This window comes from Nguyenibacter vanlangensis (assembly GCF_038719015.1).
In the GTDB taxonomy this organism is placed as follows: domain Bacteria; phylum Pseudomonadota; class Alphaproteobacteria; order Acetobacterales; family Acetobacteraceae; genus Gluconacetobacter; species Gluconacetobacter vanlangensis.
The window spans coordinates 4,426,568-4,451,096 of the sequence record NZ_CP152276.1 but is presented as its reverse complement, the minus strand read 5'-3'; the positions used below and the strand labels follow the sequence as shown (position 1 = coordinate 4,451,096).

The following is a 24,529-nucleotide window of genomic DNA, read 5'->3' as shown; positions in this document are numbered from 1 at the left end:
TTTACCGGAACACGTCCTTTTCGCGGCGGAGGCGGGCGAAGGTGGCGACGTCGGGGGCGCGCAGGAAGGGGTTGGTCTGTTTTTCCAGCCCCAGCCGGACGGGCACGGTGGGGCGGGCCTCGGCCCGCAGGGTGTTGATTTCGGCGACGCGGGCGTGCAGGGCCGCGTTGTCGGGGTCGACCGCCAGGGCGAAGCGGGTATTGGCCAGGGTATATTCGTGCCCGCAGCAGACCAGGGTGCTGTCCGGCAGGGCGGCGATGCGGTGCAGCGCGTGGAACATTTCCTCGGCCGAGCCTTCGAACAGGCGGCCGCAGCCCAGGCTGAACAGCGTGTCGCCGCAGAACAGGGCCGGCGCGGCGGCGAAATAATAGGCGATATGGCCGCGCGTGTGGCCGGGAGTTTCCATCACCGTGCCGATCATGTCGCCCAGGGCGACCGTGTCGCCGTCGGACACGGCGTAGTCGAGCATCGGCAGGCGGTAGGCGTCGGCCGCGGCCCCGGTGACGATCGCGCCGAAGCGCTTGCGCAGCGCGTCGGTCGCCACCACGTGATCGGCATGATGATGCGTCAGGAAAATCTGGTCGAGCCGGCCGCCTTCGGCCTCGATCGCGGCGACCAGGGGGGCTTCCTCGGCCGGGTCGACCAGGGCGGTGGCGCCGCTTTCCTCGTCACGCAGGAACCAGGCGTAATTGTCGGTCAGGATCGGGATCGGGCGGATCGAAAGTCCCATGGTCGTCTCCGTCTGAGGGCGCGCGGCCTGGCGCGGCATGTTTCCACAATTTGTGTTAATCGGGCGTGATGCAAGACGACATCCGCACCGCCGCGAAATTCTATGCCAGCCGGCCGGGCGAGAACACCGCGCGGCTGCTGCGGCAGCGGCTGCGGACATTCTGGCCGAGTACGGGGCCCGGGTCCGCGCCCCGGGCGGGCGAGCGGATCCTGGGGCTGGGCTATACGCTGCCCTATCTGCCGCTTTGGGCGCGGCCGGGGGCGGCCTCGGGAGCGGCCCCGGGGGCGGTCATGTGCCTGTCGGCGCGGCTGGATACGGCGGTGACGCGCGATGCGGCGACCATCGCGCCGATCGGCGTGCATGACTGCATGGTGGCCGAGGATCGGCTGCCCTTCCCCGAGCTGCATTTCGACCGGGTGCTGATGGTCCATGCGCTGGAGACCGCCGAGCGGCCGGACGAGCTGCTGCGGTCCGCATGGAAGATCCTGAAGGATGACGGGCGGCTGCTGCTGGTGGTGCCGAACCGCGCGGGGTGGTGGGCGCATGCGGACGACACGCCGTTCGGCCAGGGCGCGCCCTTTTCGCCGCGCCAGATCGCGCGCCGCCTGTCGCGGGCCTTTCTGCGGGCCGAGCGGCATGACGGGGCGCTGTACCTGCCGCCGATGGGGGCCGCGCACCGGGCGCTGGGAAACCTGGCCGAGGCGGCGGGCCATGCGCTGCTGCCCGCGCTGGGGGGCGTGTTCGTGATCGAGGCGGTCAAGGACGTGTATGCCGGCATGCCTGCGGCGCCGGCCCCGGCACTGATCCGCGTGCCGCGGCGGATCTATGAACCCGGCTGAGGCCGGCCGCATGACGATCCCGGCTGACCGCGGACGCGATCCGTGGCACACTCGGTTCCGCCGGATCGTCCCGCGCGGCGGTGTCGCCGGGGCCGGTGCTTGACCGTCCGACCCGAACGCTTCATGAACTTCGGCCCATGTCCCTGATCCAATCCATGAAACTCGTCCTGGCGCCGCCGCATCGGGCGGCCCGTCCCTTCCTTCTGGCATCCGGCGCGGCCGCGCTGGCCGGCCGGGCCCTGCCGTGGCGGCCGGCGAAGTGGCTGGGCACGGCGGCCGGGCTGTTCTTCGGCTTCTGCCTGTATTTCTTCCGCGATCCCGAGCGGGTGCCGCCCGCCGACGCGCACCTGGCCCTGGCCCCCGCCGACGGGCGCGTGGTGTCGGTGGAGAAGGTCAGCCCGCCCGAATCGCTGGAGATGGGCGATGCCCCGGTATGGCGGATCGCAACCTTTCTGTCGGTGCTGGACGTGCATATCAACCGCATGCCGGCGGCCGGGACGGTGACCCGCGTGGCCTATCACCCCGGCCAGTTCCTGAATGCCAGCCTGGACAAGGCGTCGGAGCTGAACGAGCGCAACGCGCTGCGCCTGACCCTGCCGGACGGGCGGAACCTGGCGGTGGTGCAGATCGCGGGGCTGATCGCCCGGCGCATCCTGTGCGAGGCCGAGGAAGGCATGGCCTATGAGGCCGGGGAGCGGTTCGGGCTGATCCGCTTCGGCTCGCGCACCGACCTGTACCTGCCGCCCGGCGTCGAGCCGCTGGTCGCGGCGGGGCAGACGATGGTGGGCGGCGAGACCGTCATGGCGCGTCTCTGACCGATATGGACGTGTCCGACCCGCGCGGCGCCGGGCCCGATGCGACGCCGCCGAACGCGGCGGGGCCGAACGCGACGGGGCCGGCTGCGGCGGCTCCGTCTGCCGGGGCTTCGGCGATGCGCGGGCGCAGGCGGCGGCGGCTGGTGCGGCGCCGCCGGCCGCGGGTGCGCGGGCCGTCCTTCAACCGGCTGATCCCCAACATCATGACGATGCTGGGCCTGTGCGCCGGGCTGACGGGGATGCGCTTCGCCCTGGATGACCGGTTCGGCGACGCGGCGGTGGCGCTGCTGATTGCGGCCTGCATCGACGGGCTGGATGGGCGCATCGCGCGGCTGCTGCGCGGCACCAGCCGGTTCGGCGCCGAATTCGACAGCCTGTCGGACTTCCTGTGCTTCGGCGTCGCGCCGGGATTCGTGCTGTATCTGTGGGCGCTGCGGGATGCGGGGCGCTATGGCTATCTGCCCTGCATCATGTTCACCGTGTGCATGGCGCTGCGCCTGGCGCGGTTCAATGCCAGCCTGGACGATACCGACAAGCCCAAATATGCCAGCAATTTCTTCACCGGCGTGCCGGCGCCGGCCGGGGCGGGGCTGGCGATGTTTCCGCTGTTCCTGGGGCTGGAGGCGCGCAAGCTGGGCTGGGACGGGGTCTATGCCATGACGCGGCTGCCGCTGCTGCCGGCGCTGACGCTGAGCGGCACCGCGTTTCTGCTGGTGTCGACCATTCCGGTCTGGTCGTTCAAGAATTTCAAGGTGCCGTCGGCCTATGTGCTGCCGCTGATGCTGGGCACCGGGGCCTATGCGGCCATCCTGGTGGCCGATCCGTGGGGGGCGCTGGCCGCCGCGGGGGTGATCTATGTGGCGCTGCTGCCGCTGAGCCGACGCAGCTTTCACAAGCTGAAGAAAGAGGCGCAGGACCTGCAGGCCGAGGATGATGCGCCGGAGGCGGGCGGGACGGCCTAGTGTTTTTATTCCGAAATTCGCAGGCGAATTTCGGAATAAAATAATAAAATCAATAGATTAGTGTCATTCTGGTCCTCGATAAAATAACGGCTAGCGTGGTACGGCGGGGGTGAGGATGGCGGCCAGGCCGGCCATGATGGCGGCGGGGGATGGCGGGCAGCCCGGAATGGCGAGGTCGATCGTCGTGCGGTCCTGCAGCCCGCCGAGCACCGCGTAATTTTCCGCGAACGGTCCGCCGTCGATCGCGCAGGCGCCGACCGCGACCAGGGCGCGGGGATCGGGCATGGCGTGCCAGGCGGATTCGAGCACCGGGGCCATGGCGCGGGTCAGCGGGCCAGTCACCAGCAGGATGTCGGCCAAGCGCGGCGTGGCGACGAAGCGGATGCCGGTCGGCGCCAGGGCGTAGGCGGCGCTGTCGAGCGCGGCGATTTCGAGCGCGCAGCCCTCGCAGCCGCCGGTTTCGACATGGAACAGTGCGAGCGGGCGCCCGCGCGGCGCCGCCAGTCGAGGCAGGTCGGGGCGCCGGGCGGCATGGCCGCCGGCCAGGGCGGCCAGGATCGCGCGCATCAGGGCCATGGTCGCTCCTTTCTTTAACTTACTGGTCCACTTACTGGTCCGCCCCGGCGGCGGACAGGCCGAATGAGCGGACGATCATCGCCGCGTCGTCGGGATCGGCGCCGGGCAGGACGTGGTCGAGCGCCGCGACCTGGGCCAGGGCCGGATCGCGGATGGCGGCGTGCAGGATGGTGCCGCCGGCGACGCGGAGCCAGTACCAGACCGCGCCGCGCGGGCCCTCGGCGCAGCCCACGCCCTCGCCGTCATGGCGCTGCGGCGTGCCGGGGGGCTGCGCGCCGGGAGAGAAATCCCGCGCGGCGGCGTGCAGGATGCGCGCGCTGCCGGCGATTTCGGCCAGGCGCAGATCGACCCGCGCCGCGACGTCGCCGGCCCGGCGGACGCCGCTATCCAGCCAGTCGCGGCGATAGCCGGGTACCAGGTGGGCCAGGCGGCGCAGGTCGTCCTCGCGTCCCGAGGCGCGGCCGGCGGGGCCGCCGATGCCCAGCGCGCGGGCGGCCTGTTCGGTCATGACGCCGCGCCCCTGCATGCGGGCGGCGAGCCCGGGCCAGGACAGGGCGCGGCGGATGGCCGGCAGGCCGGATTCGACCTGTTCGGCGGTCCGGCGGGCAACGGCGGCGAGGGTGGCCGCGTCCTCGGGCCCGATCCCCTGGGGGTGGACCAGGTCCATCAGCAGCCGGTGGCCGAACAGGCGGCCATACAGGTCCAGCAGGGTTTCGCGCAGGCGTTCGCATTCCGCCGCCGGCGCCGCGCCCCCGGCGGCGTGGACGGTCCTGGCCACGTCGTGCAGGGCGGTGGCGATCCGTTCGAGTTCGGCCAGCATGACGCGGCCGTCATGGGTGTCGGGACCGATTTCGGTCCGGGTCGCGACCTCCAGCGCGCGGCAGAAGGCGGATTGATGCGCGACCGACGCGCCGGCTGCGACCCGCCCCGCGAGGCGGCAGGCGGCCGGGCCGTCCAGCCCCCGCATCCGGGCGGCGACGCCGCGATGGGCGTAGCCCAGGCGCCATTCCGCGGCGCCGATCCGGCTGGAGGCGGCCGGTCCCGATCCGAGGGCCAGCCGGAGATGGGCGGGGGCGTGATGCGCGCCGTCGGCCGGGCCGGCGCCGAGGACCGTCCGGCCGGACGGGACGCGGGTCGCGGCGAAGTCCGGCGGCTCGGGTGGCCAGGAGACGGGGCCGGGGCGCGCGCTGAGCGGCCAGGTCGCCGTCCAGAGCCCGTGATCGAGCCAGGGGCCGGTATCGCGGGCCTCCATCGCGGCGAAACCCCACAGATCCTGCACGCAGCGTTCGGGCAGCGCGGCGGCCGGACGGACGGGGGACAGGGCGAGATAGCGCCCCTGGCTGGGTGCGATGCTGGCCACCAGCGGCCATTCGCCGGCTTCGAGGAACAGGGCGTGGACGTCCTGCCCGTCGGCCCACAGCCCGACGAAGGGCAGCGGATCATGCCGCAGGGCGAGCGCCAGGTCGCGCCATTCATCCTCCGTGAGCCGGAAGCGCCAGGCGCCGGCCTCGGGCTCGCCGGCGCGGATCAGGGCGACGGCGGACGGCGGAGCGGGGGCGGTCATTGCAAGGTCCTGGGCAGAAACCAGGCGATCAGCGCCGTCATGGCGGCCAGCAGCAGGACGACGGCCAGGGGACCGGCTGCGCCGAGTGGGGGGTCGGGCGGGGAGCCGGGCGGGGGGCCGGCCGGAATGTCGGCGGGCGTAGCGGCGGAGGGGGGCGGCGCGCGGCCGGCGAGCAGGCCGAGGACCAGGGGGGCGAGCAGCAGGGGGGCGGCGTCGGTCAGGGCCGCCAGGGTCAGCAGCAATCCGCCGAACGGCAGGAAGGGTGGATGGAACGCCAGCGCGCCGCGCAAGGCCCGGGCCGGAAAGCCGGCCGGGGCCGTATGGCCGGCGGAGGCGGCCGGCCGGTCGGCCAGCGGCGCCAGCAGGGCGGCGGAGAGCAGCAGAGCGGCCAGGCCCGCCGCGCCGGCCCCGTCCGCGATTCTGCTGGTGGCAGTGGCGGTGGCAGTGGCGGCGGCATTGGCGGTGGCGCCGGCGGCGATGGCGGCCAGCCCGATCAGGCCGCCCAGCGCCAGGCGGCCGCGCCGGCGGGCGGTGGCGCGGCGCATGGGCAGCGCCGCCAGCCAGATCGTGGCCAGGCCGAGCAGCATCGTGCCGCGCCCATCCGGCGCGACGGCGAGGTGGCGCAGCACGGGGATCGCGGTCATGACGGGGGCCAGCGCCATGGCGGCGGGGGCGTCCTCGGCCGCGAGCATGACCGGGGTGGCGGGCCCCAGGCCGGCGACGACGCCCAGCCCCGTTGCCAGCAGCACGCCGCCCAGCCCGTCCAGCCGTCCGGCGCTGCCGGGCGCCGCGGCCAGCAGCACGGCGCCCGGCACCGCGAGCAGGATGCCCGACAGGCTGAGCCGGAACATGTCCCAGCCCAGCCGCGCCGCGCCGCGCGTGGTGGCGATGGCCAGCGCCGCCAGCATGGCGACCCCGCCGACCGCCACCGCGCCGGACAGCGGATCGGCGCAGGTGGCGGCCAGGGCCGATCCGCCGGCCAGTCCCTGGGTCAGGGCGGCCTGGTTGCGGGCGGCCTGGTTGTGGGCGTCGCGGCGCGGGGTGGCGGCGGGCGGCAGCAGGGTGGACAGGAACAGCGCCAGCAGCGGCAGGGGCGGCAGGAGGCGCAGCAGGCCGGGGGGCGCCGCGAACGGGGTGGCGGGCCACGCGGCGCCGGCGCCGGCCGCGAGGACGGCGAGCAACAGGCCGATGGCGGACAGGCCGATCGCGGCGGGCCGCGCCGAGGCGGGCGAACAGGCCGCCAGCGCGCCCATCGACAGGAAGGGCCAGCACAGGGCCAGCGGCAGCAGCACCGGCGAGGCCGAAAGCGCGGCGTTCATTCCGGGTGCCTCATTCCTGCGCCCCTCATTCCGCTCCCCTCATTCCGCCCCCTCATTCCGTCCCCCTGGCCCAGGCGATGCGCCGCAGGCAGACGAAGGCGACCAGCATCAGCGCCGCCTGCAGGGCCGCCACCCCCAGCAGCAGCGCGCCCCGGCCGGACAGGCCGGCCAGCAGCGTCAGCCCGTCCAGGGCGGCGGCCAGGCCGGCGCATTGCCCGACCACCGAGCGGCGCAGGGCGGCCGCCAGCACGCCGCACAGGATGGCGGCCAGCGCCGCGACCAGGGCCGGCCGGCCGGCGGCGTCGAGCAGGCCGCGCGGCACCGCGACCACGGCCAGGACGGCGCAGGCGAGTCCGCCGGCGAGGCAGAGCGTGCGCTCGCCCGGGCGGGGGGGATCGTCCTCGAGCCGCGCCAGGCCCCAGGAGAGCGGCAGGATGGACGCCGCCACGCACAGCGCGGCGAGGCAGGGCAGCACCGGCCGGGGCGCCTGCCACGCGGCGGCGAGCAGGGCCGACGCCGTGACGCCGCCATGCCACAGCAGGGCGGCGCCGCGCATCCCGGACAGGAGGACGGAAAGGACGATCAGGGCGCCGAGCAGGAGCGGGAGCATCAGCCGAAATCCCGCCCGGCGAAGAGCACCACGACCGCGAGCAGGGCGAGCAGCAGGGCGAGCAGCAGCCGCGCCCGCGCGGCCCGATCCGGCGCCAGGACCAGCGCCCGCGCCGCGACGAGCGCGCCCGCCAGCAGCGCGGTGCGGGCGAGCCAGGCGAGGATGGCGCCCGGCAGGGCCGCCGGGACGCCCCCCAGGACCTCGCCGGGCAGGGCGAGCGCGGCGGGCCAGGCCAGGTCGCCCGCCAGGGTGAGCCAGGCCAGCAGCGACAGGTCCGATGCCAGGTCCAGGGCCGCGCGGTCGCGCCCGCCGGCGTCGGCCGGCGGGTCGGGGGCCGGGTTGGGCGATAGCCCGAAGGGCGGGCTGCCGGGGGCCGGCGCGTCGGAGCCGGCGAGCAGCAGGGACAGGGCCGCCAGGACCAGCGGCGTGCGCGATCCGGCCAGCTCGGGGTCGTGCAGGCGGGTGAGCATGGCGTCGAGGGTGGTGCTGCCGGTGGCCAGCATGGCGACGGCGAGCAGCAGGGGAAAGACGGTTTGCGCCAGGGCCAGGGCGACGATGCCGCCGACCGCCTGCCGGCCGGAAGCCGCCACGCCCGCGGCCAGGCCGGGCAGCAGGGCGGCCAGCCGCGCGGCGCCCAGCAGCGTGACCAGCGCCAGCAGGTCCGACAGGCCGGCGGACGGCAGGCCGAGCGCGAAGGACGGCACCAGCGCGCAGGCAGCCAGGGCGGCGGCGAGCGCCAGGCCCGGCGGCAGGTCGGCCCCGCCCGTGGCGCATCCAATCGCCGCGCGCAGCCCCTGCCGCCTGGCCTGCGCCAGGATCAGGCACCAGCGCAGCAGCACCGGCGGGGGCGCCGCCCCGCCGAGCCGGGCGGCGCCGGCGTCGATCGCGCCGCGCAGGAGCGGCGCCAGGGCCAGCATGAGCGCCAGGTGCAGCGCCAGCAACAGGCCGCCCAGCGGCCCCCCGATCCATCCGGAATAGGCGATCATGAATGGGTGATCATGAATGGGTGATCATGGGCGGGTCCAGAGATGCAGCAGGGCCGCGAGCGCGAACCAGAGCAGGACCAGCTTCATGGCGTGGCGCGCCGCGAGATCGGACAGGCGGTCGGCGAGAAGCCGCCCGGTCCGGCCCGTGCGCCGCGCCGCGCGGGCCGCGCGCCAGGCCGCAGCCCGAGTGGCCCGCGCGCCGCCCAGCACGCCGTCCAGCCGGCCGGCGAACAAAGCCGGACCGGCCTGGGTGGCCGGGTCGCCGAACGGCATCCAGGGCGGGGCCGGCGGGGCGCCCTCGGCCCAGGCGGGCGCGGGGCGGGACGGCGCCGCGCCGGCGCGGTGCGCCAACAGGCGGACCAGCCCGGCAGCGGCGGCCAGCAGCAGGGCCAGCCCGGCCGGATTGAAAGCGCCGCCGCCGCCCGGCGCGGCCAGGGCGAACAGTCCGGGTTGCGCGCCGACCGGAATCGCCGCGCCCGACAATCCGGCGGCCTGCCAGCCGGCGGCGCGGGTCAGCCACAGCCAGGCGCCGGGCAGCAGCCCGATTGCCCCCGCGACGCCGAGACAGGCCAGCGGGACATGCAGCCGGGCCGACGGCGGGTCGGCCGCGCCGGCGACGCGCGGGGTGCGCGGCCGGCCGAGCAGCAGGCCCGTCCCGAGGCGGAGTGCCGCGAGCAGCAGCAGGCCGGACGCCGCGCCCGCGCCGCACAGCGCCAGCAGCGGCGGGATTTCCCCCGCCAGCACCCCGGCGCGCGGCAGGGCCAGCACGGCATGCAGCAGCAGCCAGAAGGCGGCGAAGCCGGCCAGCGGCGGCAACGCGCAGGCGCCGGCCAGCGACAGGGCGAGCAGGCCGGCCGCGCGCGGCATCAGCCCGGCCAGCCCGCCAGCGCGATCCAGGGCCAGCGTGCCGGCGGCCTGGCCGATGTCGCGCAGCAGCAGGATGGCGGCCAGCAGCGCCATGCCGACGCCGCCCAGCAGCAGCGCCAGGGCGCGGAACGCCCCCAGCGCCAGCAGCGGCAGATCGTCCGCGCGGCCCACCGCCGCCAGCCCGGCCAGGGCCAGGGCCAGCCCGCCCCAGGCGGCCAGCATGCCGCCGAGCGCGCGCGCCGCATCGGGGGCCGCGAGCGCGCGCAGGCCGCCCGCCAGGGCGAACAGCAGCCCCGCGGCGGCGGTCAGGGCGCCCCCGAATGCGGCGGGCGGCGCGGCGAGCGGCGTGGCAAGCGGCGTGGATGGCCAGTCGGCCAGCATGCGCACCGCGAAACAGGCGCCCGCGACGAGCCCGGCGAGGTCGCGCGGGGTGGCCGGCTCCGTGTGGCGGGCCCCGCCGAAGGGCAGGAGCGACAGGCCCATCAGGCCGGCGGCGGCAACCAGGACCGGCAGGGGAAGCGCCGCGTCGCGCCAGGCGGAAGGCAGGAGCGCGGCGGCCAGGGCGATGGCGAGGATGCAGGGGGCGGCCTTCGGCGCGGGGCGCAGCAGCGCGGCCAGGGACGCGGCGCCGAGGCAGCAGAGCAGCGGCTGGCCGGTCGCCACCGTCAGCCCGGCGCAGGCCAGGGCGGTGTCGGGTTTCGTGCCGGGCGCCGCGGTGGCCAGGCCGATGGCGGCGAGCACGAGCAGGAACGGCAGGGACAGCGCATCGACATGCGGCAGGGCCAGGACGGCCGGCAGCATGCGCGATGGGGCGGCCAGGGACGGCAGGCAGGACATGAGCAGCGCGGGCAGCAGCACGGCGGCCCATCCCGCGCGCAGCAGCACGGCAGGGGCGGGGCGGGCGCCGGGTGCGTCGGCGGCGAGGCCGGCGAGCAGCAGCCCGGCGAGGGCGGACAGAAGAACGAGCGGAAGGATGCGACCAGTCCCTGAATCACCGGCCGCCGGCAAGGCGGCCGAATCGTCGTACCATCAAATCACGATACCGCAATCGCGGTGCCCTGAAATCGATCGTCCCGCCAAATCGTCGCTGCCCAAATCGTCGCTCCCCAAATCGTCGCTCCGTCGTACATGTGGGTGCACATGTGGGCCGGCCGGGCCGTCAGATCATCGCGAGCGGGATCTTGCGGGTCGGCGGGGGGAAGGAGCGGTCGATCGTCGCCAGGTCGTCGTCCGACAGCGCGATGTCGGCGGCGGCGGCGTTTTCGCGCTGGTGGGCGACGCTGCCGGCCTTGGGGATGGCCACGACATTGGGCCGGCGCAGCACCCAGGCCAGCGCCACCTGGGCGGGCGTGGCCGGTCCCATGGCGGTTTCGTGGCGGGCGGCGATGCGCGCCAGCACGGGGGCGCGCAGCAATTCCCCGCCCTGCCCCAGCGGCGAATAGGCCATGGTGACGACGCCGCGCCGCCTGTCGGCCGGCAGCAGGTCGAATTCCACGCCGCGATAATCGAGGCTGTAGAGGATCTGGTTGGCGGCGCAGGCGCCGGCCGGCGCGAGGCGGGAGAGGGCCGCCATGTCGTCGTCGTCGAAATTCGACACGCCCCAGGCGCCGATCAGCCCGTCCTGCTTCAGCCGCTCGAACGCCTCGACCGTCTCGTCGAGCGGGATGCCGCCCTGCCAGTGCAGCAGATAGAGGTCGATCCGGTCGGTGCCGAGGCGGCGCAGCGAGGCGCGGCAACTGGCGGGCATGGCGCGGCGCGAGGCGTTGGAGGGCAGCACCTTGGTGACGAGGCAGACATCGTCGCGGCGGCCGGCGATGGCCTCGCCCACCAGGGTTTCGGAACGGCCGTTGCCGTACATCTCGGCCGTATCGATCAGTTTCAGCCCCTGGTCGAGGCCGGCGCGCAGGGCGGCGATTTCCCGCGCGCGGCGGTCGGCGCGATCGCCCAGGGTCCAGGTGCCCATGCCCAGGGCGGGTATCGTGGTCCCATCGGGGAAGGTGACGGAGCCCATCATGGCGGATCGTCCTTCTGCTGCGGTGCGCGGGTCGGGTGGGTGGTCCGGTCAGCCCTTGCGGGACCATCCTTTCGCCTGCTGCTGCCAATAGACCAGGGTGTGCCCCCCTGCCCGCGCCGTGGTCCAGCGGAGGCGGGCGGCGGCCACGGCGTCGGGGTTGCCGCCGTCGAACAGGTCGAAGACGCGTTCGAACGCGGCGGCGTCGGGGCAATCGAGATCGTCGACCAGGAACAGGTAGGTCGCGCCGTTGGGCACGTCCTGCCCGTCGGTCAGCCAGATCGGCTGCAATGCGCCATGGCCCATGGCGGCGCTGCCATGCGGCAGCCAGACCGGGTCGGCGGATTGCCACAGGGCGTCGTCCAGCGCGCGGACGCGCGCCGCGTCGCGGCAGCGCAGCACGGCGCGGCGGCCGGACTCGAGCGTGCGGCCCAGCAGGGCGGGCAGCGCCTGTTCGGGCGTCGTGCGCGTGAGGTGGTAGAAGCCGATTTCCGCCATCGGACGCCCCCCTTTTCCGTCAGTCCGGATGATGGTCGCGGACGAAGCGGTCGAGCAGGCGGACGCCGAAGCCGGTCGCCCCCTTGGGGGTGCAGGGCGCCGCCTTCTTGGCCCAGGCGGTGCCGGCGATGTCCAGATGCGCCCAGGGCACGTTATTGACGAAATGTTCGAGGAACTTGGCGGCGGTGATCGATCCGGCGGGGCGGCCGCCGACATTCTTGAAATCCGCGACCTCGGAGCGCAGCTCGTCCCGATAGGGTTCGGAGATGGGCATGCGCCACAGTTTCTCGCCCGTTTCCTCGCCCGCCGCGAAGAGCTGCCGGGCCAGGTCGTCGTCGTTCGAGAACAGGCCCGCGCGTTCGTGCCCGAGGCTGACGACGATCGCGCCGGTCAGGGTGGCGAGGTCGACCATCAGGCGGGGCTTGAAGCGATCCTGGACGTACCACAGCACGTCGGCCAGCACGAGGCGGCCCTCGGCGTCGGTATTGATGACCTCGACCGTCTGGCCGGAGCAGGTGCGCACCACGTCGCCGGGGCGCTGGGCGTTGCCGGACAGCATGTTCTCGACCAGTCCGACGGCGCCGACGACGTCGACCGGCGCCTTGCGCCCCGCCAGGGCGGCCATCAGCCCGACCACGGCGGCGGCGCCGGCCATGTCGGTCTTCATTTCCTCCATCCCCGCGGCGGGCTTGATCGAGATGCCGCCGGAATCGAAGGTCACACCCTTGCCGACGAAGGCCAAGGGCGCGGTGCGCGCGGCCCCCGTACCGGCGGGGGCGCCGTTCCAGCGCATGATGACGGTGAAGGGCGGCGCGTCGCTGCCCTGGGCGACGCCGAGCAGGGCGCCGAAGCCGAGTTCGGCCATCGCGGCGCGGTCGAGGATCTCGATCTCGACCCCCAGCTCGCGCAGGGCCTCGATCCGCTCGACGAAGGCGGGCGGGCGCAGCAGGTTGGCCGGTTCGCCGACCAGGTCGCGCGCCAGGCAGACGCCGCGCACGACCGCCGACAGGTCCCGCCATGCGGCGGCGGCCCGGTCGGCGTCGGGGGTCAGCACGGTTACGCCGGCGAGGCGCCAGGCCGCATCCTCGGCCTGGCGGGTGTGGTAGCGGTCGAAGCGGTAGGCGGCCAGCGCGGCGCCGGCGGCGACATGGGCCTGCAGCGCGGCCGGCACGCCGTCGGCGGCGATCGCGGCCGCATCGGCCAGCTTGCCCAGGGCGGTCACGGCCGCGCCGGCGGCGGTTTCGACCGCGCGGACGCCGCATTCGGCGAGCTTGCCCAGTCCGACCAGCAGGATGCGGTCGAACCCGCCGCCGGGGGCGAGCACCATGCAGGTGCGGCCGCCGGCGAAGGTGAAGGACGCGGCCTGGACGGCGCGGGTCAGCGCGCCGCCGGTCGCATCGTCGGCGGCGGCGAAGGAGGCCGGGCGGGGCGCGTCCTCGGCCGCCAGGAGGGCCAGGACGCCGCCGGCCGGAAGGGCGGCGGAGGAGAAAGCGGTCTGCAGCATGGGTCAGGCTCCTGGACGTGCGGGTGTTCCCCGGATTTGACGCCAGAATGACGCAAGCGCGCGCCGCTGTCCAAAGCCGCGTCGGCGGGGCGGCGGCGGCGTGCCCCGAAAAGGGGCCGGAAGAGAGGATGCTCCGGAAGACACATCGAGAGAAGACGTATCGAGAAAGGCGCATGACGCGCGGCCATGAGTGGAGTAAGCGGGAGGCATGAATTCCGAATCTCCATCTCTTGCGCAACCCGCTCTGCTGCAACCCGGCGACGCCGCATTGCTGGACCTGGCCGCGCGGCTGGCGGGCGAGGCCGCGGAGCTGATCCGGGCCATTCGCCGGCGCGGTTTCGAGACGGTCACGAAATCCGATTCCTCGCCGGTGACGGAGGCCGACCATGCGGCCGAGGCCCATATCCTGAAGGGGTTGCGCGCGGCCGCCCCGCATATTCCGGTCATCGCCGAGGAAGAGGCGGCGGCCGGGGTGCGGATCGAGGCGGGCGAGACCTTCTGGCTGGTCGATCCGCTGGACGGCACGCGCGAATTCGCTGCCGGGCGCGATGATTTTACCGTCAATATCGGCCTGGTGCGCGGCGGGCGGGCGGTGCTGGGCGCGGTGGCGCTGCCGGCCTATCACCAGCTTTACACGGCGCATGTCGCGACCGGCGCCCGGCGCATCGACGAATCGGGCGCGCACGCGATCGCCGCCCGCGCCATTCCGCCCGAGGGGCTGACGGTGCTGGCATCGCGCCATTATGCCGACGATCCGCGGCTGGCGGCGTTTCTGGGCGGGCAGCGGATCGCGCATCTGGGCAATATCGGCTCGGCCGCGAAATTCATCCGCGTCGCGGAGGGGCTGGTCGACCTGTATCCGCGGCTGGGCACCACGATGGAATGGGATACCGCCGCCCCGCAGGCGGTCGTCGAGGCGGCGGGCGGCAGCGTGACCCTGCTGGACGGGTCGCCGCTGCGCTATGGCAAGCCGGACTGGCGCAATCCGCATTTCGTCTGCGTGGGAAAGCGGGAGCATTCGTGAGCGATTGGGATTATCATCCGGCGGAAGGGAGCGGATGGCGCGGACATGACGGAACGCCTGGAAGCAAATGACGCCGGGATCGCCCGGGCGGCGGCCCTGCTGCGCGCGGGCGGCCTGGTGGCGTTCGGGACCGAGACCGTCTATGGCCTGGGGGCGGACGCCACCAGCGACGTCGCGGTCGCGCGGATTTTCGCGGCCAAGGAACGGCCGCGCTTCAACCCGCTGATCAGCCATTTCCCCGATGCCGAGTCCGCCTTCGCCGAGGCGGCGCCGGACGAGCTGGCGCGCCGGCTGGCCGAGCGGTTCTGGCCGGGGCCGCTGACGCTGGTGCTGCCGCGCCGGCCGGGCTGCACGATTTCGGACCTGGCGGCGGCCGGCCTGCCGTCGGTGGCGGTGCGCGTGCCGCGCGGCGCGGTGACGACGGCGCTGCTGCGCGCCGTGGGGCGGCCGGTGGCGGCGCCGTCGGCCAACCTGTCGGGCAAGGTCAGCCCGTCGGATGCCTATCACGTGCTGCGGGGCCTGAGCGGGCGGATCGACGCGGTGCTGGATTCCGGCCCCTGCCCCGTCGGCGTGGAGAGCACGGTGCTGGACCTGACCGGCGATTCGCCGGTGCTGCTGCGTCCGGGCGGCGTGACCGTCGAGGCGCTGGCGGAGATCTGCGGCCCGGTCTCGCATCCCGACGATTATGCCGACACGCTGCCGGCCGCGCCCGGGCGGCTGGCGTCGCATTACGCGCCGGGCCTGACGGTGCGGCTGGATGCCACGGAGGTCGCGCCGGACGAGGCGCTGCTGGCCTTCGGCCCGGCGCTGCCGGGCGGGGGGCTGACCTGGAACCTGAGCCCCGAGGGGCATCTGGACGAGGCGGCGTCGCGGCTGTTCGCGGGGTTGCGTTTCCTGGACAGCGAGGGAGCGCGGCGCGGGCTGGCGCGGATTGCCGCGATGCCGATCCCGCGTACCGGGCTGGGCCTGGCCATTCGCGACCGGCTGCGCCGGGCGGCGTCGCCCCGGCCGGGCTGAGGGATCGCGCGCAGCATCCATGAGCGACAAACTCGACCCCAAGGAACTGAAGATCCTGTCGGACATCCTGGCCTTGGTCCTGGAGGACCAGCCGGGACAGTCGGCGAACGCGCTGGAGGCGATCCGCAACCGGGCGCGGCGCAACGGCACGACCGGCGGGGCGCTGAAGAACCTGTTCACCGCGATCGCGCCGAACCCGCCGGCCCGCGCCCAGCCGCGCCCCCGCGCGCCGCGCGGCGCCGGGGCGCAGGAGATGCAGGCGGCGCGGGCGCGGATTTCGCAACTGACCGAGAGCCTGAACAAGCTGGACCTGGATCTGCGCAGCGCGCGGGCCCGCAACGAGGAACTGCGCTCGCAACTGTACCTGACGCAGCAGGCGCGGGCGGAGAGCCAGGCGGCGCTGTCGATGATGCAGGCGCGCCCGGCGGCGCCGCGCCGGGCGGCGGTGGCCCTGGCGTTCGCGATCGGCGCGCTGGCCGGCATAGCCGGCACCGAGATGCTGCACGTGCTGAACCTGCCCGCCCTGCCCGACCGGGCCGTGGCGGCGGACTGACCCCCGCGCCCCCCGCCAAACCATCGCCCTCTCTGGCCCAGCCCCCTGCCCCAGACCACCGGAATCCCGATTGCCATGACCGACCGTTCGCTGCCCAACGCCCCGTCCGCCGCGCTGCTGCACCGTCTGGGCGCGCTGCTGGGTCCGTCCGGCATGCTGACCGCCGAGGCGGATGTCGCGCCGTACTGCACCGATTGGCGCGCGCTGTATCGGGGGCGCGCCGCCGCCGTGCTGCGCCCGGCGGACAGCGCCGCACTGGCCGCCGTCGTGGCGATGTGCGCCGAAGCGGGCGTCGCGATGGTGCCGCAGGGCGGCAATACCAGCATGGTGGGCGGGGCGACGCCCGACGAGAGCGGGCGTGAGGTCGTGATCTGCCTGTCGCGGATGAACCGCATCCGGCGGATCGATCCGGTGGACCAGACGATGGAGGTCGAGGCCGGGGTCACGCTGAAGGCGGCGCAGGATGCCGCCCGCGCGGCGGGGATGCTGCTGCCGCTGTCGATTTCGTCGGAAGGATCGGCGCAGATCGGGGGCGTGCTGGCCACCAATGCCGGCGGCAACAACACCGTGCGCTATGGCAATGCGCGCGAACTGGTGCTGGGGCTGGAGGCGGTGCTGCCGGATGGCGGCGTGTTCCATGGGCTGCGCCGGCTGCGCAAGGACAATACCGGCTATGCCCTGCGGCATCTGTTCGTGGGGGCGGAGGGGACGCTGGGCTTTATCACCGCCGCGATCCTGCAGTTGCAGCCGCAGCCGCGGGCGGTCGAGGCCGCCCTGTGCGCGGTGGCCGACGCGGATGCGGCGCTGGCGCTGTTCGCCGCGTTTCGCGACCAGGACCCGGCGCTGATCCAGGCATTCGAATATATGTCGGGCGCGGGGATGGAACTGGTGACGCGGCTGGTGCCCGGGGCGAGCCTGCCGCTGGCGGAGCCGGCGCCGGCCTATGTGCTGGTGGAACTGGCGACACCGCGCCGGGACGCCGATCTGCGCGCGGCGCTGGAGGCGGTGCTGGGCGGCGCGTTCGAGGCGGGGACCGTCAGCGACGCGGTGATCGCCGAGAGCGAGACCCAGCGCCTGGCGCTGTGGAAGCTGCGCGAGGAACATGCCGAGGCCCAGCGCCGGGCCGGGGCCAGCGTGAAGAACGACGTGTCGGTGCCGGTGTCGAAGGTGCCCGCGCTGATCGAACGGGCGAGTGCCGCGTGCGCGGCGCTGATCCCGGGGATTCGGCCCGCGCCGTTCGGCCATATCGGCGACGGGAACATCCATTTCAACCTGGTCCAGCCGGAGGGCATGGACCCGGCCGCGTTCCTGGCGCAAGACCATGCGATCATGGATGCGGTCGCGGCGGTCGTGCGCGACCTGGACGGATCGTTCTCGGCGGAACACGGGGTCGGGCGGCTGAAGCCCTATATGATGCCCGCGTGGCGCGGCGGCGCCGAACTGGAGACCATGCGGCGGATCAAGCGGGCGATCGATCCCGCCGGACTGATGAACCCGGATGCGATCTTCCCGCCCGCCTGACGATCGGGGTGACGATCGGAGTGACCATCGGGAGGGCGACCGGGATGACGGGCCGGACGGCCGGCGGGGTGACGGCCGGCGGGGTTACGACCGGCTCTGGCGCCGAGGCGCGGGGGGAGCTACACAGCCCTATGTCGATCGTCCCGCCCCAAGACCGTCCGTCGCCGCGATCGCGGCTGCCGATGCTGGACCGCTATGTCCTGCGGCAGTTGCTGGCGGCGCTGGTGGCGACGACCGGCGGCCTGGCGGCGCTGATCTGGCTGACGCAATCGTTGCATTTCGTGTCGCTGGTGGTCGAGCGCGGCCTGTCGCTGCGGGTGTTCGTCGAGCTGACCAGCATGCTGGTGCCGTCCTTCGTGGCGGTGATCCTGCCGATCACGACCTTCGTGGTCGTGCAGTTCGTGTATCAGCGGCTGGCGGGAGACCGGGAATTGACGGTGATGCGGGCGGCGGGGCTGTCGCCGTTCTTCATCGCGCGGCCGGGGCTGCTGTGCGCGGGATTGTCGGTCGCGTCCTGCATGGTCCTGAATCTGTGGATCGTGCCGATGTCGTTCCATGCCTTCAAGCAATACGAGTTCCAGATCCGCAACCGGATGGCGGCCTTCCTGCTGCAGGAGGGAGTGTTCACCCCCGTGTCGGACACGATGACCGTCTATGTGCGCAGCCGCGACCATGACGGGACCCTGCACGGCATCCTGGTCGAGGACGACCGCCAGCCCGACAACCCGTCGACCATCCTGGCCGAGCGCGGGGTGATGCTGGTGGTGGGCGAGCAGCCGCGCGTGGTGCTGTTCGACGGGTCGCGGCAGGAAATCGACCGCCGGACCGGGCGGCTGAACGTGCTGACCTTCGACCGCAACACGATCGACCTGACGTCGGGGCATGGGGACCAGGCGCGCTATCGCGACGCGGCGGAGATGTCGCTGCGCGAATTGCTGCATCCCGACCCCCGCGTGGTCGCGCCCCGGGACCGGGGCAAGTTCGCGGTCGAGGCGTGGCGGCGGCTGACGGCGCCGTTCACCGCCTTCTCGTTCGCGATGATCGGGCTGGTCAGCGTGCTGCGCGGCGCGTTCTCGCGCCATGGCAACATCATCCGCCCGGCGGTGGCGATCATGAGCGTGGTGGGGCTGCTGGCGCTGAGCCTGCTGGTGCAGAACCTGGCGGGGCGGAATATCGCGCTGGTGCCGCTGATGTGGATCGAGGCGATCCTGCCGGGGCTGATCTGTGCGGCGCTGCTGTTCGTGCCGGAATTGCGGCAGCGCGGTGCGAGCGGGCCCGATGCGCGGGGCGCGGGGCCGCTTCCGGCGGAGCCGGCGCGCCCATGACCGTTTCCGTCACACTGTCCTTCTATATCGCGCGGCAATTCACGCTGGCGGTGATGGCGATGGTGCTGTCGCTGACGGGGCTGGTCTCGCTGTTCGATTTCATCGACCTGCTCCGGCGGGCGGCGACGCGGCCGAACGTGCCGACCAGCCTGGTCAGCGAGATCGCGGGGCTGCATGTCCCGTATTTCATGATCGAGATCCTGCCGTTCGGGGTGCTGCTGGGCGGGATCGTGTGTTTCTGGCGGCTGACGCGGTCGTCCGAGCTGATCGTGGCGCGCGCGGCGGGGATTTCGGCCTGGCAGTTCCTGACCGGGCCGCTGGCCTGCGCGCTGCTGATCGGCGGGCTGGCGACGGCCGCGCTGTCGCCGCTGTCGTCGCTGATGTACCGGCGGGCGGAGACGCTGGACAATGTCTATCTGCGCAGCGGCGGCGGGCCGCTGGACCTGTCGGGCGGGGCGCTGTGGATCCGCCAGGCGGATACCGGCCTGGCGCCGCACGGGGTCGCCATCCTGCATGCGCGCGGCGTGCACGTGCAGGCGGGCGTGCTGGAGATCAGCGGGGTCAGCGTCTTCCGGCTGGACGATACCGACCATATGATCCTACGCGTGGAGGCGCCGCGCGGGCGCCTGGGCCGCGGGGTGTGGGTGCTGGAGGATGCGCGGACGATCCGGGCGGACCATCTGCCGCAGCCGGTGGGGCGCTTCGTGATGGCGACCGACCTGACGGTGGCGCGGGTGCAGGAGAGCTTCGCCTCGCCCGACACGCTGTCGGTATGGGCGCTGCCGGGATTCATCGCGCTGCTGGACCGGTCGGGGTTTTCGTCCATCCGGCACAGGCTGCATTTCCAGTCGCTGCTGACCCTGCCGATCCTGGCCGGCACGATGGCGCTGGTCGCGGCGGGGTTTTCGATGCGCCCGACCCGGCGCGGCGGGGTGGCGCGAATGATAGGCGGCGGCGTCGCCGCGGGGTTCGCGCTGTTCACGATCTCGAAGGTCGCGGCGCAGTTCGGCGAATCGGGTGCCATGCCGCCGCTTCTGGCGGCCTGGGCGCCGACGGGGGCCGGGCTGTGCCTTGCAGTGTCGCTTCTGCTTCATCTAGAAGACGGATAATGCCGAACCCGATATCCCGCCGCCCGTCAGTCCGCCTTATGGGCCCCGTTGCGGGCCGGCATGCGCAGGCGCGCGGAACCCTGCTGACCGCCACGATGCTGGGCAGCACCCTGCTGGGCGCGGCGATCCAGGTCCATCGCGCCCATGCGCAGGCGATATCGACCAAGCCGATCCAGGTCCAGACGGGCGCGCCGGCCTCGGGCAACGAGCCGGTGACGTTCCAGGCGGACAAGGTGACGTACGACAACGCCAACGGGATCGTCACCTGGTCGGGCAATGTGCAGATCTGGCAGAACGACCACGTGCTGCGCGCCGACACCGTGACCTATGACCGCAATACCGGCCTCGCGGCGGCGAAGGGCAATGTCGCGCTGGTCCAGCCCGACGGCACCGTGCTGTTCAGCGACTATGCCGAGCTGAGCGGCGGGATGCGCAATGGCATCATGACCCGCGTGCACGCCCTGATGAGCGAGAACGCCAAGCTGGCCGCCAACGGCATGCGCCGCACGGACGCGAAGGTCAACGACCTGGCGCGGGCGGTCTATACGGCGTGCGCGATCTGCGCCAAGCACCCCGAGCGCCCGCCCTTCTGGCAGTTGCGGGCCTATGACGCGATCGACGATACCGAGCACAAGCGCATCGAGTTCCGCGACGCCTATATCGACATGCTGGGCATTCCGGTCATGTACCTGCCCGTCTTTTCGATGTCCGATCCGTCGGTGAAGCGGCAGAGCGGCTTTCTGACGCCGGGGCTGACGCCTTATGACCGGTATCTGGGAAGCTATGCCACCATCCCGTATTACTGGGTGATCGACGGGCAGTCGGACATGACGATCCAGGCCCTGCTGTCGACCCGGACCGGGCCGCAGGTCAGCAGCCAGTACCGCAACGCGCTGAATTTCGGCACGCTGAACATCCTGGCCGGGCTGGCCTATGACACGCACCGCGAGGGCGCGTTCGTCAACACGTTCGGCAACACCACCGGATCGACCAACGACCACGGCATCCAGGGCTTCGTCTTCGCGCAGGCCCAGGCATCGATCTCGCGCGAATGGCGGACGGGCGCCAATATCAACCTGGCGACGTCCGCGAACTATATGCGCGATTACCGCGTGACCGGGTATGGCCAGGAGACGCTGGCCTCGAACGTCTATCTGGAAGGGTTCGGGACCGGGGCCTATGCCCGCGTGGACGCCCAGGCCTATCAGGGCCTGAACCAGGGCACCATCAACAACAACCAGCTTCCGTGGGTGCTGCCGCGCTTTACCTACAGCTATTTCGGGCAGCCCGATGCGCTGGGCGGGCGGCTGTCGGTGGATACGACCGATTTCTACGTCTTTCGCACCGTCGGCGTGAGCGACCAGCGGGGCCAGTTGGCGCTGAACTGGGACCGGCCGTTCCATAACCGGCTGGGGCAGTTGTGGAAGCTGACGCTGCGCCTGGATTCGACGCTGTACCAGGCGACCGACCTGAACGAGCAGCCGCTGTACGGCCTGACCAAACGATCGGCCACCAGCGGGCAGGCCCTGCCGACCATGGCGCTGCGGATGAACTGGCCGTTCCTGCGGACCTTCGCCAAGGGAAGGGGCACGCAGATCCTGGAGCCGATCGCCCAGGTGATCGCGGCGCCCAACAGCGGCAACAGCCGCACGCGCAACATGCCCAACGAAGACAGCCTGGCCTATGAGCTGACGGATTCGACGCTGTTCTCGCTGAACCGCTATGCCGGCACGGACCGGCTGGATGGCGGGCTGCGCGGCAATTTCGGGCTGCATGGCAACTGGACCTGGAACGGCCATGAAATCGACACGCTGGTCGGCGAGAGCGTCCAGGAGCATATCGACCGGAACCGCATCCCCTATTCGGGGTTGAGCCACCATCTGTCCGACGTGGTGGCGCGGGCGCGGCTGGCGCCGAACCGTTTCGTCGATTTCACCGGGCGCGTGCGGGTGGACCCCTATGCCAAGCGGGTCGATTTCGGCGACGCGCTGCTGAGCACCGGGCTGACGCATTTCCATGTGACCGGGGGCTATGTCTATGAACCGGTGACGCCCTATTACTATTATGCCACCAACGTCCAGACGGGCAGCCCGCCGGCGGCCTATTACGTCAAGACCAACGAACTGACGATGGGGGCGTCGGCCAACTGGGCGGCCTATCACGTGTCGGGTTTCGTGCGGCGCAGCCTGTCGCGCGAGCAATTCGTCGCCATGGGCGGCAATGCCGGGTACCAGAACGACTGCTTCGGCTTCAACATCATGTATGTCAAACAATATACCTCGATCGGCGGCCAGCAGCGCAATTCGACCATCATGTTCACCCTGACCTTCAAGACGATCGGTGCCTTTGGTATCCATGGCTGACCCGATGCGTAAGAGACCGAGCCCCATGCGACGCCCCCAGAAGACCGTTCTTTCCTCGACGATCCTGGCCAGGGTGCTGGCTGCCGGGCTGGTGGGCTGCGCCGCCGGGACGGCGCTGGCCGCCCATCATGCGAAGCCGGCGGCCCCCGTCGCGGCGGCCGCGCCGGCCGCGGTCGACCAGGATTCGATCATCGCCGTCATCAACGGCACGGTGCTGACGCGCCGGGACGTCGATAATCGCGGGCGGCTGTTCGCGCTGTCGGCCGGGCTGAACCTGAGCGAGGACGTGATGGCGCGGCTGCGCCCGCAGATCGTCCGGCAATTGATCGACGAGCGGCTGCGCCAGGCGGAGATGCTGTCGCGCCATATCAACGTGCCGCCCGAGCAGATCGCGGCGGCGATCGGCGATATCGAGCGCCGCAACGGCATGCCGCACAACGCATTGCGCGACCGGCTGGCCCAGGATGGGATTTCGCTGACCACGCTGATCGACCAGATCCGCGTGCAACTGGGCTGGACCCAGGTGCTGCGCGAGGAGATGGGATCGCGCGCGCGCATCACGGCCGCCGAGATCGCGCAGCGCGACGCGGCGCTGCGGCAGGAGGACGGCAAGCCACAATATCTGATCAGCGAGATCTTCATTCCGGTGGATGACCCGCGCCATTCGGAAGACGAGCTGAAATTCACCCAGACCATCATCCAGGAACTGCGCAACGGCGCGCCGTTCGCCATCGTCGCCGCCCAGTTCTCGCAGAACCAGACTGCGCTGGAAGGCGGGATGATGGGGTGGATGCAGGAAGACAGCCTGGACCCCGAGGTCGTGGCGGTGGCGCGGCAGATGCCGATCGGCGCCATTTCCAACCCGATCCGCGTGGCGGGCGGCTATGTCATCGCGACGCTGAGCGGGCGGCGGGTCATCGGCCACCAGATGGGCACGCTGGTTTCGCTGCGCCAGGCGTTCCTGCCCTTCACCAGCGCGCTGGACCCGCACAACCCGACCGACCAGCAGAAGCAGATGCTGAAGGAGGCGCAGCAGATTTCGGCGACCGTGCATTCCTGTGCCGAGCTGGAGGCGATGAACCATAAATATGGCGACAAGCGCGCGGCCAATCCGGGCGATGTGCAACTGGAGCGTGTGAACCCGCAGATGCAGCAGGTCCTGGCCAACCTGCCCGTGGGGCAGGCCAGCCATCCGCTGGTGTCCACCGACGGGATCGACGTGCTGATGATCTGTGCGCGCCAGCAGAAGAATTTCGCCCAGCAGACGCCCAGCGAGATTGCCGACCAGTTGCTGAACGAGCGGGTCGAGCAGGCATCGCGGCAGTTGGACCGCGATTTGCGCCGCCGGGCGATCATCGACATGCGGTCGAAGGTCTAGGTCACGGGAAACGCGTTGTGACCGGGGCCGAACGCATGTCGGCTGAACGCACGCCAGGGGCGCGGCCGGACGGGGCGGGTCAGGAGCTGGAACAGGGGTCGGGGCTGGAGCCGCTGCGCGCGGTGATCGCCCGCCATGGGCTGGATGCGCGCAAGGCGCTGGGGCAGCATTTTCTGCTGGATCCGGGGATCGTGGCGCGGATTGCCGGGCTGGCCGGCGACCTGGCGGGGCGGCATGTGGTGGAGGTCGGCCCCGGGCCGGGCGGGTTGACGCGCGCGCTGCTGGACAGTGCCGCCGAGACGGTGACGGCGGTGGAGATCGACCCGCGCGCGGTGGCGGTGATCGCCGAACTGGCCGCGCGTTATCCCGACCGGCTGCGCCTGGTGGAGGCCGACGCCACCCGGCGGGACCTGAGCGAACTGTGCCCTGCCCCGCGGCAGGTCGTCGCCAACCTGCCCTATAATGTCGGCACGCCGCTGCTGGTGGGCTGGCTGCGCCAGGCGGCGGTGTGGGAGCGGCTGACGCTGATGTTCCAGATGGAGGTCGCCGAGCGGATCTGCGCCGCCCCGGACACGCCCCATTACGGGCGCCTGGCGGTGCTGGCGCAATGGACCTGCCGCTGCGCGCTGGTGATGCGTATTCCGCCCGGCGCGTTCTCGCCGCCGCCCAAGGTCTATTCGGCGGTCGTCAGCCTGATCCCCCATGCGGTGCAACCGGCGCCCGCGCTGTTCCGCGCCATGGAGCAGGTGACGGCCGCCGCCTTCGGGCAGCGGCGCAAGATGCTGCGCGGTTCGCTGCGCCCGATCGGCGGCGAGGCGCTGCTGGCGGCGGCCGGGATCGACGGCGCGCGGCGCGCCGAGACGCTGGAGATCGCGGAATTCGACCGGCTGGCGCGCTGCCATGTCGCGCGGGGGGATGCGTAGGGGTTTCTTCCCTGCTGGTTCCGTGTCGCATTTCA

Annotated in this window: 22 protein-coding genes; 12 read left to right on the top strand and 10 right to left on the bottom strand. The window is 72.5% G+C overall.

Annotated elements, in window-relative coordinates; translation table 11 throughout:
* Window position 1: 1 nt before the first annotated feature.
* Window positions 2-730, bottom strand: a complete 729-nt coding sequence (gene gloB / locus AAC691_RS20775; protein WP_176641663.1) for a hydroxyacylglutathione hydrolase — start codon at window positions 728-730, stop codon at window positions 2-4.
* 68 nt (window positions 731-798) lie between these two features.
* Here gloB and AAC691_RS20770 point away from each other — a divergent pair, with 68 nt between their 5' ends.
* From AAC691_RS20770 to AAC691_RS20760, 3 genes are all read left to right on the top strand, one after another.
* Window positions 799-1,569 (top strand): methyltransferase domain-containing protein, encoded by a 771-nt coding sequence (locus tag AAC691_RS20770; protein WP_342630292.1) that lies wholly within the window; start codon window positions 799-801, stop codon window positions 1,567-1,569.
* Window positions 1,570-1,664: 95 nt separating this feature from the next.
* The gene (locus tag AAC691_RS20765; protein WP_342628309.1) at window positions 1,665-2,384 is read left to right on the top strand and encodes a phosphatidylserine decarboxylase; all 720 of its coding nucleotides are present in this window, start codon (window positions 1,665-1,667) and stop codon (window positions 2,382-2,384) included.
* Between the two features lie 116 nt (window positions 2,385-2,500).
* Window positions 2,501-3,346, top strand: coding sequence for a phosphatidylcholine/phosphatidylserine synthase (locus AAC691_RS20760; RefSeq protein WP_342630291.1), 846 nt, complete (start codon window positions 2,501-2,503; stop codon window positions 3,344-3,346).
* 90 nt (window positions 3,347-3,436) lie between these two features.
* Here AAC691_RS20760 and AAC691_RS20755 read toward each other — a convergent pair whose 3' ends face one another.
* From AAC691_RS20755 to AAC691_RS20715, 9 genes are all read right to left on the bottom strand, one after another.
* A complete protein-coding gene (locus AAC691_RS20755; protein ID WP_323990481.1) occupies window positions 3,437-3,922 on the bottom strand; it encodes an NADH-quinone oxidoreductase subunit B in 486 nt (161 codons plus the stop codon).
* Between the two features lie 31 nt (window positions 3,923-3,953).
* The gene (locus AAC691_RS20750) at window positions 3,954-5,486 is read right to left on the bottom strand and encodes a Ni Fe-hydrogenase III large subunit-like protein (RefSeq protein ID WP_342628308.1); all 1,533 of its coding nucleotides are present in this window, start codon (window positions 5,484-5,486) and stop codon (window positions 3,954-3,956) included.
* On the bottom strand, window positions 5,483-6,805 hold the full coding sequence (locus AAC691_RS20745) for a hypothetical protein (protein WP_342628307.1): 1,323 nt from the start codon (window positions 6,803-6,805) through the stop codon (window positions 5,483-5,485). The genes AAC691_RS20750 and AAC691_RS20745 overlap by 4 nt, the downstream gene beginning before the upstream one ends.
* A gap of 52 nt (window positions 6,806-6,857) precedes the next feature.
* The gene (locus AAC691_RS20740; RefSeq protein WP_342628306.1) at window positions 6,858-7,415 is read right to left on the bottom strand and encodes a hypothetical protein; all 558 of its coding nucleotides are present in this window, start codon (window positions 7,413-7,415) and stop codon (window positions 6,858-6,860) included.
* Entirely contained in the window at window positions 7,415-8,401 is a 987-nt protein-coding gene (locus AAC691_RS20735; RefSeq protein WP_342628305.1) for a hypothetical protein, read from the bottom strand. The genes AAC691_RS20740 and AAC691_RS20735 overlap by 1 nt, the downstream gene beginning before the upstream one ends.
* A 24-nt stretch (window positions 8,402-8,425) precedes the next feature.
* A complete protein-coding gene (locus AAC691_RS20730; RefSeq protein ID WP_342628304.1) occupies window positions 8,426-10,276 on the bottom strand; it encodes a hypothetical protein in 1,851 nt (616 codons plus the stop codon).
* A 151-nt stretch (window positions 10,277-10,427) separates the two neighbouring features.
* Window positions 10,428-11,282 (bottom strand): aldo/keto reductase, encoded by an 855-nt coding sequence (locus AAC691_RS20725; RefSeq protein ID WP_342628303.1) that lies wholly within the window; start codon window positions 11,280-11,282, stop codon window positions 10,428-10,430.
* A gap of 48 nt (window positions 11,283-11,330) precedes the next feature.
* Entirely contained in the window at window positions 11,331-11,777 is a 447-nt protein-coding gene (locus AAC691_RS20720; RefSeq protein WP_342628302.1) for a DNA polymerase III subunit chi, read from the bottom strand.
* A gap of 19 nt (window positions 11,778-11,796) precedes the next feature.
* Window positions 11,797-13,281, bottom strand: coding sequence for a leucyl aminopeptidase (locus tag AAC691_RS20715; protein ID WP_342628301.1), 1,485 nt, complete (start codon window positions 13,279-13,281; stop codon window positions 11,797-11,799).
* Window positions 13,282-13,489: 208 nt separating this feature from the next.
* Between AAC691_RS20715 and cysQ the strand changes: the two genes are divergently transcribed.
* From cysQ to rsmA, 9 genes are all read left to right on the top strand, one after another.
* Entirely contained in the window at window positions 13,490-14,305 is an 816-nt protein-coding gene (cysQ, locus tag AAC691_RS20710; protein WP_342628300.1) for a 3'(2'),5'-bisphosphate nucleotidase CysQ, read from the top strand.
* A gap of 45 nt (window positions 14,306-14,350) precedes the next feature.
* Window positions 14,351-15,322 carry an L-threonylcarbamoyladenylate synthase gene (locus AAC691_RS20705; RefSeq protein WP_342628299.1) on the top strand — a complete coding sequence of 324 codons (972 nt, stop codon included), beginning with the start codon at window positions 14,351-14,353 and terminating at the stop codon, window positions 15,320-15,322.
* Between the two features lie 19 nt (window positions 15,323-15,341).
* Complete coding sequence (locus AAC691_RS20700; protein WP_342628298.1) at window positions 15,342-15,875, top strand: hypothetical protein; 534 nt, start codon at window positions 15,342-15,344, stop codon at window positions 15,873-15,875.
* 75 nt (window positions 15,876-15,950) lie between these two features.
* On the top strand, window positions 15,951-17,396 hold the full coding sequence (locus AAC691_RS20695) for an FAD-binding oxidoreductase (protein WP_342628297.1): 1,446 nt from the start codon (window positions 15,951-15,953) through the stop codon (window positions 17,394-17,396).
* Window positions 17,397-17,527: 131 nt separating this feature from the next.
* Window positions 17,528-18,721 (top strand): LPS export ABC transporter permease LptF, encoded by a 1,194-nt coding sequence (gene lptF / locus AAC691_RS20690; protein ID WP_176641066.1) that lies wholly within the window; start codon window positions 17,528-17,530, stop codon window positions 18,719-18,721.
* Complete coding sequence (gene lptG, locus AAC691_RS20685; RefSeq protein WP_323990459.1) at window positions 18,718-19,830, top strand: LPS export ABC transporter permease LptG; 1,113 nt, start codon at window positions 18,718-18,720, stop codon at window positions 19,828-19,830. The genes lptF and lptG overlap by 4 nt, the downstream gene beginning before the upstream one ends.
* A 38-nt stretch (window positions 19,831-19,868) precedes the next feature.
* Window positions 19,869-22,193, top strand: a complete 2,325-nt coding sequence (locus tag AAC691_RS20680; protein WP_408906028.1) for an LPS-assembly protein LptD — start codon at window positions 19,869-19,871, stop codon at window positions 22,191-22,193.
* A 25-nt stretch (window positions 22,194-22,218) separates the two neighbouring features.
* Window positions 22,219-23,571: a peptidylprolyl isomerase gene (locus AAC691_RS20675; protein WP_342628296.1), complete on the top strand. Its 1,353-nt coding sequence runs from the start codon at window positions 22,219-22,221 to the stop codon at window positions 23,569-23,571.
* Between the two features lie 35 nt (window positions 23,572-23,606).
* Window positions 23,607-24,494 carry a 16S rRNA (adenine(1518)-N(6)/adenine(1519)-N(6))-dimethyltransferase RsmA gene (gene rsmA, locus AAC691_RS20670; RefSeq protein WP_342628295.1) on the top strand — a complete coding sequence of 296 codons (888 nt, stop codon included), beginning with the start codon at window positions 23,607-23,609 and terminating at the stop codon, window positions 24,492-24,494.
* The last annotated feature ends 35 nt before the right edge of the window (window positions 24,495-24,529 follow it).

What these genes read in the sequence shown, in the direction of transcription:
- AAC691_RS20760 (WP_342630291.1), top strand. Translation starts at nt 2,501, where the DNA reads ATGCGCGGGCGCAGGCGGCGGCGGCTGGTGCGGCGCCGCCGGCCGCGG.
- AAC691_RS20770 (WP_342630292.1), top strand. Translation starts at nt 799, where the DNA reads ATGCAAGACGACATCCGCACCGCCGCGAAATTCTATGCCAGCCGGCCG.
- AAC691_RS20715 (WP_342628301.1), bottom strand. Translation starts at nt 13,281, where the DNA reads ATGCTGCAGACCGCTTTCTCCTCCGCCGCCCTTCCGGCCGGCGGCGTC.
- AAC691_RS20700 (WP_342628298.1), top strand. Translation starts at nt 15,342, where the DNA reads ATGAGCGACAAACTCGACCCCAAGGAACTGAAGATCCTGTCGGACATC.
- rsmA (WP_342628295.1), top strand. Translation starts at nt 23,607, where the DNA reads ATGTCGGCTGAACGCACGCCAGGGGCGCGGCCGGACGGGGCGGGTCAG.
- AAC691_RS20705 (WP_342628299.1), top strand. Translation starts at nt 14,351, where the DNA reads ATGACGGAACGCCTGGAAGCAAATGACGCCGGGATCGCCCGGGCGGCG.
- lptF (WP_176641066.1), top strand. Translation starts at nt 17,528, where the DNA reads ATGTCGATCGTCCCGCCCCAAGACCGTCCGTCGCCGCGATCGCGGCTG.
- AAC691_RS20745 (WP_342628307.1), bottom strand. Translation starts at nt 6,805, where the DNA reads ATGAACGCCGCGCTTTCGGCCTCGCCGGTGCTGCTGCCGCTGGCCCTG.
- gloB (WP_176641663.1), bottom strand. Translation starts at nt 730, where the DNA reads ATGGGACTTTCGATCCGCCCGATCCCGATCCTGACCGACAATTACGCC.
- AAC691_RS20675 (WP_342628296.1), top strand. Translation starts at nt 22,219, where the DNA reads ATGCGACGCCCCCAGAAGACCGTTCTTTCCTCGACGATCCTGGCCAGG.
- AAC691_RS20735 (WP_342628305.1), bottom strand. Translation starts at nt 8,401, where the DNA reads ATGATCGCCTATTCCGGATGGATCGGGGGGCCGCTGGGCGGCCTGTTG.
- AAC691_RS20755 (WP_323990481.1), bottom strand. Translation starts at nt 3,922, where the DNA reads ATGGCCCTGATGCGCGCGATCCTGGCCGCCCTGGCCGGCGGCCATGCC.
- lptG (WP_323990459.1), top strand. Translation starts at nt 18,718, where the DNA reads ATGACCGTTTCCGTCACACTGTCCTTCTATATCGCGCGGCAATTCACG.
- AAC691_RS20680 (WP_408906028.1), top strand. Translation starts at nt 19,869, where the DNA reads ATGGGCCCCGTTGCGGGCCGGCATGCGCAGGCGCGCGGAACCCTGCTG.
- AAC691_RS20750 (WP_342628308.1), bottom strand. Translation starts at nt 5,486, where the DNA reads ATGACCGCCCCCGCTCCGCCGTCCGCCGTCGCCCTGATCCGCGCCGGC.
- AAC691_RS20725 (WP_342628303.1), bottom strand. Translation starts at nt 11,282, where the DNA reads ATGATGGGCTCCGTCACCTTCCCCGATGGGACCACGATACCCGCCCTG.
- AAC691_RS20720 (WP_342628302.1), bottom strand. Translation starts at nt 11,777, where the DNA reads ATGGCGGAAATCGGCTTCTACCACCTCACGCGCACGACGCCCGAACAG.
- AAC691_RS20695 (WP_342628297.1), top strand. Translation starts at nt 15,951, where the DNA reads ATGACCGACCGTTCGCTGCCCAACGCCCCGTCCGCCGCGCTGCTGCAC.
- cysQ (WP_342628300.1), top strand. Translation starts at nt 13,490, where the DNA reads ATGAATTCCGAATCTCCATCTCTTGCGCAACCCGCTCTGCTGCAACCC.
- AAC691_RS20740 (WP_342628306.1), bottom strand. Translation starts at nt 7,415, where the DNA reads ATGCTCCCGCTCCTGCTCGGCGCCCTGATCGTCCTTTCCGTCCTCCTG.